At 29.7% G+C, this 12,233-nt stretch carries 10 protein-coding genes; 5 read left to right on the top strand and 5 right to left on the bottom strand.

Translation table 11 applies throughout. The annotated features are described in order from the left end of the window. From ACH2BO_RS04815 to ACH2BO_RS04800, 4 genes are all read left to right on the top strand, one after another. The coding region (locus ACH2BO_RS04815; protein ID WP_395043615.1) for a peptide MFS transporter at nt 1–1,284 on the top strand (1,284 nt) is incomplete at its 5' end. A 74-nt stretch (nt 1,285–1,358) separates the two neighbouring features. Then, on the top strand, nt 1,359–3,077 hold the full coding sequence (locus ACH2BO_RS04810) for a peptide MFS transporter (RefSeq protein ID WP_395043614.1): 1,719 nt from the start codon (nt 1,359–1,361) through the stop codon (nt 3,075–3,077). Between the two features lie 79 nt (nt 3,078–3,156). Then, complete coding sequence (locus ACH2BO_RS04805; RefSeq protein WP_395043613.1) at nt 3,157–3,618, top strand: thioredoxin family protein; 462 nt, start codon at nt 3,157–3,159, stop codon at nt 3,616–3,618. Between the two features lie 2 nt (nt 3,619–3,620). After that, complete coding sequence (locus ACH2BO_RS04800) at nt 3,621–4,163, top strand: thioredoxin family protein (protein WP_395043612.1); 543 nt, start codon at nt 3,621–3,623, stop codon at nt 4,161–4,163. An 8-nt stretch (nt 4,164–4,171) separates the two neighbouring features. Here the strand turns inward: ACH2BO_RS04800 and ACH2BO_RS04795 are convergent, their stop codons facing one another. From ACH2BO_RS04795 to surE, 5 genes are read right to left on the bottom strand one after another with little or no spacing between them, the layout of a single operon-like run. Then, the gene (locus ACH2BO_RS04795; protein ID WP_395043611.1) at nt 4,172–6,205 is read right to left on the bottom strand and encodes a ComEC/Rec2 family competence protein; all 2,034 of its coding nucleotides are present in this window, start codon (nt 6,203–6,205) and stop codon (nt 4,172–4,174) included. Between the two features lie 59 nt (nt 6,206–6,264). Continuing rightward, nucleotides 6,265–6,903 (bottom strand): C40 family peptidase, encoded by a 639-nt coding sequence (locus ACH2BO_RS04790; RefSeq protein WP_395043610.1) that lies wholly within the window; start codon nt 6,901–6,903, stop codon nt 6,265–6,267. A gap of 43 nt (nt 6,904–6,946) precedes the next feature. Continuing rightward, on the bottom strand, nt 6,947–8,059 hold the full coding sequence (gene lpxB, locus ACH2BO_RS04785; protein WP_395043609.1) for a lipid-A-disaccharide synthase: 1,113 nt from the start codon (nt 8,057–8,059) through the stop codon (nt 6,947–6,949). Nucleotide 8,060: 1 nt separating this feature from the next. Further along, nucleotides 8,061–8,333, bottom strand: a complete 273-nt coding sequence (locus tag ACH2BO_RS04780) for a hypothetical protein (protein ID WP_395043608.1) — start codon at nt 8,331–8,333, stop codon at nt 8,061–8,063. Between the two features lie 54 nt (nt 8,334–8,387). Beyond that, nucleotides 8,388–9,155 (bottom strand): 5'/3'-nucleotidase SurE, encoded by a 768-nt coding sequence (surE, locus tag ACH2BO_RS04775; protein ID WP_395043607.1) that lies wholly within the window; start codon nt 9,153–9,155, stop codon nt 8,388–8,390. Between the two features lie 350 nt (nt 9,156–9,505). On the opposite strand from surE, the gene ACH2BO_RS04770 reads away from it, so the two are divergent. Next, nucleotides 9,506–12,233 (top strand): hypothetical protein (locus tag ACH2BO_RS04770; protein WP_395043606.1); only part of this gene is annotated, 2,728 nt, incomplete at its 3' end.

Raw genomic sequence — 12,233 nt, 5'->3', positions numbered from 1 at the left:
GCAGGTTATAACATCTTCTATATGGGAATAAATATTGGAGCTTTCATTTGTAACTTTGTGGCAGCATACATGAGAATCAATTATGGTTGGGGACACGCTTTTGCCGCTGCCGGAGTTGGAATGTTAGTAGGTGTTGCAATATTTTTAATAGGTACAAAACACATAAAACATGTTGATGTTGTAAAACCAGTACAAGCTGGAGATATGCCAACTTCTAAAATACTTGGCTTAACAGTACTTCCAATGTTTATTTTTGGAATAATTGGATATATGATTCCTGGAAATTTTTTAGGTTCAGATACTAATGATGCTTTTATTATTGGTTGTTTACCAGTTATAGGATTCTTTATTTATCTTGCATTTACTGCCGAAGCCAAAGAAAGTAGAGCAATAAAAGCACTTCTTGCAGTTTTTACATGTGTAATTCTATTCTTTGCAATTTTTCATCAAAATGGTGATGCTTTAACCGTTTGGGCAGAAGATCATACAGATAGAAATATGCCAGCTTCAGTTTCTAATGTTGCAGATAAAGTAGGTATGGCACAAGTTGTTGTAAATAATGATATAGTTTCATCAGATCAAACAACATTTGATGCAACAATTAAAGAAATGCGTGCCAAAGAAGAAGCAATGCCATCAGTTTCTGCCGAAGAATTAAAAGCAAAAGGTGCTTTTTCTAATGAAATTGGTCAATTGGAAAGTTCAAGAAAATATTTTGCTACTTTACCAGGAGATCAAGTTCCAGCCAAAGGAACCAATTTAAAATTATATTCAACAGAATTATACCAATCAATTAATCCATTTTGGGTAGTAGTTTTAACTCCATTAGTAGTTGGATTTTTTGGTTTTATGAGAAGAAAAAAGAAAGAACCAAGTACACCAACAAAAATATTTTTAGGTTTAGTTATTACTGCATTATCAGCTTTAGTTATGGTTGGAGCTGTTTTTGCAACTAATGATATGACAATGAAAGCAAGTTCTTGGTGGTTAATTGCTTCTTATGGCGTAATTACTGTAGGAGAATTGTGTCTTTCTCCAATGGGATTATCATTGGTTTCTAAACTTTCACCTCCAAGAATTACGGCATTAATGATGGGTGGATTTTTCTTAGCAATTTCAGTAGGAAATAAGCTATCTGGAATGTTATCATCACTATGGGAATCAATGCCAGAAAAACAAAATTTCTTCTATTTAAACTTCGGATTAGTATTAGCAGCAGCAGTTGCATTGTTTCTAATGTTAAAATGGTTAAATGGAGTTATGAAAGAAAATAATGTTCAATAACATTTTATAAATAAATTTAAAACCTCTGATTTTTCAGAGGTTTTTTTATATTTGTTACCTAATCAAATTTAAAAATGGAAAACAATCTTACTCTAGAAGATATACAAAATTTTAAAGGAAAATATCCAAAGCAATTATGGCATTTGTTTATGGTAGAAATGTGGGAACGTTTTACCTTTTACGGAATGAGAGCTTTATTAGCACTTTATATTTCGCATCTTATATTGTCTACCGATTATAATCCGTTGTCTAAAATCGAATTAGAATCTAAAAAATTAGAATTTCAAACACAAAATAAAGAAGAACTTTCTCAAGATCATCCGCGATATTATATTGAAACTTCGCAACAAAAATACCGAGATAATGCCGAAAGTACTTCTAATAAAAAATATGGATTAATTCAAGCATTTATTTATGCAATGGCATTTGTAGGAGGAATGTTTGCAGATAGAATTTTCGGCTTTAGAAAATCTGTTTTTTGGGGTGGAATTTTGATGGCAATTGGCACATTTATTATGGCAATTCCTGGAGCTTTTTGTTTTTATCTCGGAATTAGTATACTTATTGTTGGTAATGGATTTTTTAAACCAAATATATCAACAATGGTTGGTTCTTTATATAAAGATGACGATCCAAGAAGAGATGCAGGTTTTTCATTGTTTTATTCTGGAATAAATATTGGAGCATTATTAAGTGGACTTACTATTGCTTACATTGGTACATCAGTTAGTTGGTCACTAGGATTTGCTCTTTCTGGAGTTTGTATGTTAATGGGATTGGGATTATTCTTGAAAACCCAAAAGCATTTGGGACCAATTGGACTTCCTCCATTTCCTGAAAAACTATTTGAAAAATCAGCTTTAGGAATTTCTAATAATTTGATGGTTTATCTAGGTTCATTGTTATTTATTCCGTTTTTCTTTATTATGGTATATTATCCATTTGATATTGATTTTACATTTCTTTTTGGAAATTTGAAAGATGCTAACGGTGTATTAATAAAAGATGAATCAGGAAATTTATTGCCTTATTTAGTTCAATTTAGTGATTTATTTATGATTACAATTGCTATTATTATTTTAATTTATCTAGGAATAATTTTATCAAAAGTAAAAAAAGAAGAATTTGGAAAATTATTAGTTGCAATTATATTAATTTTATTTTCAGCATTATTTTGGTCATTCTTTGAGCAAGGTGGAGGTTCTTTAAATTTTTATGCTAATGGAAATGTAAACAATCAAGGATTGAACATGACACAAGTTAATAATTCTATAAATGCACTTTGGGTTGTTGCACTAGCACCGGTAATTGGCTTTTTATGGATTTATTTAAGTAAAAAGAAAGCAGAACCAAATACAATTGTTAAGTTTGGATTAGGATTTTTAATATTGGGTTTAGGTTTTCTAATCTTTTATTGGAGTAAATTTATTGCAACTCCTAATGGATTAACACCTCTTTGGACGTTCCTTTTTGCCTATTTAGTAATAAGTGTTGGAGAACTATGTTTATCACCAATTGGACTATCTATGATTACCAAGCTTTCGCCAAAAAGGTTAACAGGAATGATGATGGGAACTTGGTTTTTAGCAAGTGCTTATGGTCAATATGGTGCAGGATTAATTGGTGCTGCTTTAGCAAAAGGCGATTCTACAGGAGAAAATTTAACCAATTCTCAAAAGCTTATACAATATACAGATGGTTATCAAAGTATTGGATACATTGCAATTGGTGCTGGAGTTTTATTAATTCTTATTTCACCACTATTAAAAAAAATTATGCAGGAAGCAAAATAAATTTATTATTTTCGGCACTATTTTTGAAAGTTAATAAAATTATTAATGAGCTTTCTTTTAAGTTCAAACTAAAATAAAAATGAGAAAAATATTTATCGTATTATTCCTGACAATAGGAATTTTTGTATCGCAAGCTCAAGAAATAAAATGGCTTACAATTGATGAAGCTTTGGCATTGCAAAAAGTAACTCCAAAACCAATATTTATGGATGTTTTTACCGATTGGTGTGGACCATGTAAAATGTTAGATAAACAAACATTTCACGATAAAGCATTTGTAGATGAAATTACAGCCAATTATTATGCTGTAAAATTCAATGCCGAAGGAAAGTCGGAAGTTAACTTTAATGGAAAAAAATACGGCAATCCAAATTTTATTGAAGGACAAACAGGTCGTAATAGTATGCATGAATTTACACAATTTTTGAAATTACAAGGATATCCAACTATGGTTGTTTTTAATAAAAATGGCGAAATCGCAAATAAAATAGTTGGTTATAGAAATCCCGAACAACTTTTAAATGAATTGAAAATAAAATAATTATGAAAAAAGTATATTTGTTTTTAGCTTTTGGTTGTGTTTCGATTATTTTAAATAGTTGTTCAACTTCAAAAAAGCAAGTAGATAAAGTTGAGGAAGAATTGGTATGGCACGACAACATTGATAAAGCAATCACAATTTCTAAAGAAGAAAATAAACCATTGTTTCTTTTTTTTACAGGAAGTGATTGGTGCGGTTGGTGTATTAGACTTCAAAAAGAAGTTTTTACAACACCAGAATTTAAAGCTTGGGCAAAAGAAAAAGTGATTTTGGTTGAGTTAGATTTTCCTAGAAAAACACCTCAAATTGAGACAATAAAAAATCAAAATATGCAATTGCAACAGTTTTTTGCTGTTAGAGGTTATCCAACAGTTTGGTTTGCAAAAGGTGGTGAACCAATAGATGGAAAAACAAGTTTTGAACAACTTGGAAGCACAGGTTATGTTGCTGGAGGACCAACTACTTGGTTGGCTGGAGCAGATAAAATAATTGCAAAATTTATTCCTTATCCTACAACTAAGAAAACAAAAAAAGCTAAAAAGTAAAAAGCTAATTATAATTTAAAGAATCCCTTTTCTGTAGTATCATGAAAAGGGATTTTTTCTTTTCTGCAAGTTGTTTTCCATGCTTTTATGTAGGTTTTAAAATTAGTTGCATCAACAACAACTTGTTTAGGTTTCCAGATTTTGAAAAGGCGTTCTAAGTTTAGTTTTGGTGAATTTGTTATAAGTACAACATCAGGTTTTTCATCTTCCAAATAAACTGATGAATGGTCAATTATCAAAATTTTCTTATTGTTGAAATAGTATAAATTAGACACTATTTTCTTCTTTTTTATTTTGCAATAATTTGCCACTAAATAGGATTTTAGCACTAAATTATCATTAATAGTTTTTAGAATACTGTCATTGCTGTTTAGTATGACTTTGTCACCACTTCTTTGGGTAATAATGGTGTTTTTCTTTTTATTAAAAACTATAAATTCACTTTTGTTTTGACTAGAAAATTTAGCTTCAATAGCCACTAATTGCAAAATAATTATTGCAAAAAAAGTTATAAGTAGTTTTTTATAAGTTGGTTTTTTGAACCAAATAATGGCACTAAAAATTAATAAATAACAACTCCAAAGCATAAATTTATTTAAAGGGACATCTCTAAAAACAAAATCTTCAAACGATGCTACCCAAGCAATTATTTTATTTAAAAACCAAATGCTATATTCTAATAATTTTAACAATGGTAACCAAACAAAATTGATAGCTGCAAGCAACATTACAATTACACCAATAGCAAGAATTAAACTCAACATGGGTAAAATGACAATATTGGTAACAAAAAATAAACCAGGAAATTGATGAAAATAATAAATACTCAAAGGAAAAGTTCCTATTTGTGCTGCAAATGAAACTGTTATTATGTCCCAAAAGTAAGTTGTAATTTTGTTTTTGGGAGTCCAAATTGAAGATAATAATGGTTGTAACCAAACTATAAAGAAAAGAGCAATATAACTCAATTGAAAACCAATATCAAATAAAAATGAAGGTTGAAATAATAAAATCAGTAAGGCAGAAACCAATAAAGTATGATAAATATTAATGCTTCTTCGCAAGAACATTCCTATTGCAACAAAAGAAAACATGGTTACAGAACGAACAACTGATGGTGCTAAACCAGCCAAAATCCCAAATGACCAAAGTGATATTATTACAAGTATTAATTTTAGAGTAGAACCTCTTTTTGTGTTCGGAATTGGCTTCAATAAAAATGTAATAAACATCAAAATAAAGCCAACATGCAAACCAGAAACCGACAATACATGTACTGCTCCAGCATATTGATAATCGTTTATAACTTCTTGTGAAATATCTTGTTGCTGTCCAAGTATTAACGCAATTACAACACTTAATTCTTTTTTATTAAAGTGATTTTTTTCTAAATTTCTAATAATTCTATTCCTAAGTTTGCTTGCATAATAGGTTATAGTTTTATCAACATTTTTTCCAATTTTAATGTCGCTTGCATCGGCATAAATTTGTGCATATATCTGTTGGTTCTGCAAATATTTTCCATAATCAAATTGATTTGGATTGTTAGGTTTTCTATTTTTATAAAATGAACCAATTACTTTGAGACGCGAACCTAATTCTAACAAATGTGAAGCACTATCTTTTCTTATGTTTAAAATAATTTTTCCATAACTTTTTTTGTTGTCCAACAAAATTATTTCAGCAATATATCTATCGTTGTTTATAGTGTTTTTTAATTTTTCTCTAATTATAATTTCTGATGTATGGTTTACATCTAAAGCTGATAATTGATTAGAATAATGATTTGAAATTAAACTATGATTGTTAAAAACTAAAGTGAAATTTCCAATAAAGAAGGAAGATAACAAGGTAAATAAACCAAATAAAGTTTTATATAACGTAGCTTTTTTAGAAAAAATGAAACAATAAAAAAGAACTGATAAATTTAGCAGAACTAAAATTAAAGAAATTGAAAAAGGTGGTTTTGTGATTTGAGCAAATAGTATCCCAAACACAAAGCAGATTGTAGTTTTTACTAACGGAAAACGTAATACTTTCATTTTCATAAAAGTATATAAAAAAAGTAAACTTCCTACAAAAAATTAAAATATTTAATAATTTATTCTACAACACGATTTACTTGAGCAAACGCTTTTCTGTAATAATCTTCTTTGGTTGAAGATATAATTACACCACCATGTATTGATGAATGAACAAATTTTATTTCGCCATCATTTACATCAACAACTAATCCAACATGGTTTATTTGGTTTCGACCATTGGTTTTAAAAAAAATCAAATCACCTTTTCTAATTTCACCACGATTTAAAACTCTACCATATCTTGACATTTCTGTCGAAGTTCTTGGCAAACTAATATTGAAATTTTTGTAAGTAGAATAAATCAATCCTGAGCAGTCGAAACCAGCTTTGGTTAATCCTCCAGTTCTGTATGGACTACCAATATTGTCTGAGGCATTATTTACTAATTGTTCACACAAATATGGAACATTTGCTGATGAAGAAATTATATCTGAATCATTATCATTATTAACTGAATTTCTTTTAGAAGCTTTTTTAGAAGTTTCTATTTTTTCAGTTTTGATCTTTTTATCTGTAGTTGCAACTTTTGAAGGTAAATTGGTATCGTATTTATTTTTCTTAATTGCTTCCTTTTTAGAAGTAATAATAGTTGACGAAGTTGGTTTACATGATGTAACCAATATAAAAAGCAATATTATGTAAGAAATTTGTTTCAAATGAAAATGTTTTTGCAAAGATAACGATAGAATTTTAAAAATCTTATAGAATATCTTCTACAATTAAAGTTGCGGTTTTTTCACTTGCTCCAATTCCGCCAAGTTTTTTCTCTAATAAATTATATTTTTCGAGTAGTATTTTTCTGTTTTTGTCATCTAAAATCTTGTTTAGCTCTACTTTTATTCTTTTAGGATTACATTGATTTTGAATTAATTCTGTAACAACTTCTTCCTCCATAATTAAATTTACAAGAGAAATATATTTTAAAGTAATAATTCGTTTAGCAATTTGATAAGAAACCCAACTTCCTTTGTAGCAAACAACTTCTGGAACTTTAAACAATGCTGTTTCTATAGTTGCAGTACCAGATGTGACAAGTGCTGCATGAGAATTACTTAATAAATCATAAGTTTTATTGGTAACAAATTTTATGTTTTTACTTTTAATAAACGGTTTATAAAATTCATATTCTTGGCTTGGCGCTCCAGCAATTACAAATTGGTACTCATTAAAATCACCAACAACACTAAGCATAAGTGTTAGCATTTTTGAAATTTCTTGCTTCCTGCTTCCTGGAAGTATTGCAATTATTGGTCTTTCATCTAGTGAATTTTGGGTTCTAAATTGTTCACCATCAATTTTATTTCTATTATGAATGGCATCAATTAATGGATGACCAACAAATTCTACGTCAAAATGATGTTTTTTTTCATAAAAATCTTTTTCAAACGGAAGAATAACATATAATTTATCAAAATCTCTTTTAATAGCTGCAATTCTACTTTCTTTCCAAGCCCAAATTTGAGGAGAAATATAATAATGAGTTTTGATTCCTTTAGCTTTAGCCCATTTTGCAATTCGCATATTAAAACCTGGATAATCTATAAAAATAATTACATCTGGATTAAATTTTTCGATATCTAGTTTACAAATTTTGATATTATTAAAGATAGTTTTTAAATTTAAAATCACTTCTGCAAATCCCATAAAAGCCAATTCACGATAATGTTTTACCAAAGTTCCGCCCACATGTTGCATCAAGTCTCCACCCCAAAATCTAATATCTGCCTTAGTATCTTTTTTATACAATTCCTTCATTAAATTAGAACCATGTAAATCTCCTGATGCTTCGCCAGCAATTATATAATATTTCATATTATAAAATTACAGTTAATATAGCTAAAATTATTGTGGCTAAAACTACGCCACGAGCCATTAATTCTTTGTTTTTTTTTAGCAAAAAATAAAAAACCAAAATATTTAAAATTGCACCAAGTGTAATTACTTTTCCTAGAATTCCTTCTTGTCTAATAATTGTTATATCTGCTATTTTATTGAATTTTGTAAATAAAAGTAAAAATGCAATTGTTCCAACAACGGTCGTTACAATTCCTATAAAAAACCCTATTAGTAAATCTATTTTTCTCATTTAAAGTATAATTATAAATTTAAACCATTTCACAACTCAAAACTCACAACTGAGCTAAAACTCCCAAGTATTTAAAGTTGCAATAGAATGATGAGCAGTTAAATCAAACTGAACAGGAACAATAGAAATAAAATTGTTTGCCAAAGCCCATTCATCAGTATCTTCACCTTTATCTTGATTTATAAACTCGCCTGTTAACCAATAATATTCTTTGCCAAATGGTGTTACTCGCTTGTCAAATTTTTCTTGCCACATTGCTTTGGCTTGCCTACAAATTTTTATTCCTTTAATTTCAGAAGTTTTAAGTTTCGGAAAATTTACGTTTAAAACCGTTCCTTCTGTGAGTCCATTTTTTAAAACTTGTTGTGCAATCTTTTTTACAAATGGTTTTATTTGTTCAAAATCGGCATTCCAATCATAATCTAATAATGAAAAACCAATTGCAGGAATTCCTTCAATTCCGGCTTCAACTGCTGCACTCATTGTACCAGAATAAATTACATTTATAGACGAATTTGAACCATGATTAATTCCAGAAACACACAAATCGGGTTTCTGTTTCAAGATTTCATTCACTGCCATTTTCACACAATCTACTGGAGTTCCAGAACAACTGTATTCAAGAATTTCAGCATTTTCTATAGAAATTTTATTCAAATGCAAAGTGTTGTTTATTGTTATTGCGTGTCCCATTGCGCTCTGCGGACTGTCTGGCGCTACCACAACAACCTCGCCAATTTGGTTCATAACAGCAATTAAAGCTCTAATTCCTGGCGCAGAAATACTATCGTCGTTGGTTACTAATATTAATGGTTTATTCATGAGGTATTGCAAGTTATAGGGCAATTTAAGTTTTTAGATTTATAGCAAAAGTAAACCAATTTTATTTGAAAGAATTAATTTTTTCATACATACACTTAAACTTCATGATGTATAGTGGTAAATTATTAGTTAAAAAATAGAATATTTTTCAATAAAATAGCCATTTGTTTATTATTTTATTAACAATTTTCACTTTTTATTTGTAAGAAAGTAAATACTTCACTACCTTTATACTTCAATTTAAAAAAATTAGTAATTATGGGTACAACGCACAACGCACAACGCACAACGCACAACGCACAACGCACAACGCACAACGCACAAATTTTAAGTTACTAGTTTTTTTAACATTGTTCTCGGTATTTACTGTATTTTCTCAAACTAATAATGGTGTTGGGCTAAACTATAGTCCAGCAGGAAGTTTAGAAACTGTATTTGATAATTACGGAGTAAAAAGAACGCTTGAAGATGTTAGAATTTCTCCCAAAAAAGATGTTAGAAGTAATGAAAGAATTTTATTTTCTACGCAATTATGTAGTTCTGGTATTTTTGATTTATATTTTGAAGATGGAAGCGGCATGAATAGTACTACCATTAGTGATCACATTGCCAGACGCGCAGTGGTATGCCAAGTTTTTCAAGATTTATCCAATTTTATTAATGCACCAGCTGGAACAAGAATTAATTTTTGGGTGCGCAATATCAGTCAAGTGCCAAATGTATCATCGCAAACACTTGGCGTTGCTACTGGTTTTTACAATTTACCTTCTACATCAATAGCGACTAATTTTAGTATTGCCGATAATGAAATTTGGAAAACTATTCATGCAGGAGTCGATTCATACACCAATGTAACTTCTCCAATTACTTCAACTGCTGGCTTAGGTAGTTTTTATCATGGTATGATGGCTATAAATTTTAATAACCTTAATTGGAATTTAAATTTAAATGCCACGGCACTTTCCAATCAATTGGATTTGTATACTGTGGTTTTGCACGAGGTTACCCATGCTTTAGGTTTTGCTAGTTTAATTGATGCTAATGGAAATTCTAAATTTGGTGAAAATTTTGATTATTATTCTCGTTATGATACTTTTTTAGTAGACCATGAATCGAAACCCTTAATCACAAATCAAAATTCATGTAATGAAATGTATAATTTTCAGTTTACTGTTGATCAAAATGTTTTACATCCCAATTGCACCAATTCAGCAGATTTTACTAATACTGGTGCATCAATAAATGCTACAGTTTGTATAAATTCTCTTGGCTTTTTAGGTGATAGTGTGTATGTTCCAATTTACACACCTCAATGTTTTGAAAATGGAAGTAGTTTAAGCCATTTTGAAGATCAATGTTTCACATCAACAACAGCAGGCGCAACTAATGGTAACGATTTATATTTTGTTATGAGTAATGCTAATAATTATGGTATAAACAAGCGATTTCTTAAACCCGAAGAGCGAGAAGCACTTTGTAATATGGGTTATCGTTTAAATTCAACTTTTGGTAACGCCGCACAATATAGTTTTATTAATTATGGTGGTTCAACTTGCAACGGAAGTACTGTTGCAGGTATAAATGATGGAATAAATGGATTGGATTTTTCTTATATTGTTAACATTTCAACTCCTATTCAATTAAACCCAATAACTAGTAGAATATTGGCCAACGATGTTACAACCAATCCAGCCAACCTTCGTTTTGAATGTGTAGAAGACATTAGTTTTACTGGTTCAAATATAAATGTAATTGGGAACGATACTAATGCTTCAATAATTTTTCAAAGCCCAATACCAGGAATGCATTTATTGCGTTATGTTCCGTTTGATAATGTATCTGGCAATAGAGGAAATATTACTTATATTTATGTTTTTGTTTCAGGAATGTCTACAGCTGATTCTAATGGTGATGGACCTAACACTTCAACTTTTAATTGTGCAATTCCATCTACATGTAATTTAGTTTTAAATGGTGATTTCGAACAAAATGCAAATCCTCCTGGACCACCAAGTGTTACTAGTCAAATAAATAGAGCTTGTGGTTGGACCAATGCAAATCAATTGGCAACATGCGACTATTATAGAACTAACGCTGTTGCTCACACTAATGGTACTATTTATATGAGTATACCCAATAATTTTGCTGGAAATCAAAATGTTAATAATGGTTTGGGAAATGCTTATGCAGGTATTTATTATATTCAAAACCTTAACAATACACAAATTTTATATAGTGAAATATTAGCAACTAGATTGGCGCAACCATTATTGCCAAATTCCACATACAAATTAAATTTAGATGTTTCAATGGCAGAAAGTTTTAGCAACATTAACAGAAGAATTCAATTACAAGCATATTTAGGTTTTAATGCACCTTTTCAAAATCCAAACAACTATGATTTGCCTATTGAAACTAATGGAATTTTACTAACTAATGTTGAATTTTCATCAAATGTAAATGGATGGGATACTTTAAATATCGAATTTAATACTGGTGACATTGCAGGTCAAGAATACTTGTATATAGGAGGAATTCAAAATGTTAGTTTTGAGAACATTCCTTTGTCAAATCTTGATGTTACAAGTTACTATTACATAGACAACGTATCTCTAATTCCAATACCAAACGACGCATTAAACCTACCAACCCAAATATGCCAAACCAACCAGCTAACTAATTTAACAGATTATCTAGGTGTAATTCCTAATGATGGTGTTTTTACTGGCGATGGTGTTATACTAGACCATAACATTTATACTTTTAACCCTACTAATTTACCAACCGGAGTTGCAACTATTAATTACACCTATAATTTATCTAATGGTTGTGGCGAAATAACAATTTCAGACACTATCATTATTACTCAAACTTGCGTAGTTCCTTATGTTTCTCAAGTATACAATAATGGTGAAGGCAACAGTTTTATAGAGGTAAAAAATCCAAGTAATGAAGAAATTCCAGCTGGCATTTATTTTCTAAATTTATACCAAGATGGAGCTTCAACTACATTGATGCCAACTAGTTTTATGGATATTGGATTACTTCTACCTAACGAAGCACGAGTTTTTCAAACAT

It is taken from the genome of Flavobacterium sp., from assembly GCF_043773265.1.
Lineage (GTDB): Bacteria > Bacteroidota > Bacteroidia > Flavobacteriales > Flavobacteriaceae > Flavobacterium.
Note: the sequence above shows the minus strand (reverse complement) of the source record. Positions and strands in the feature narration are given on the sequence as shown.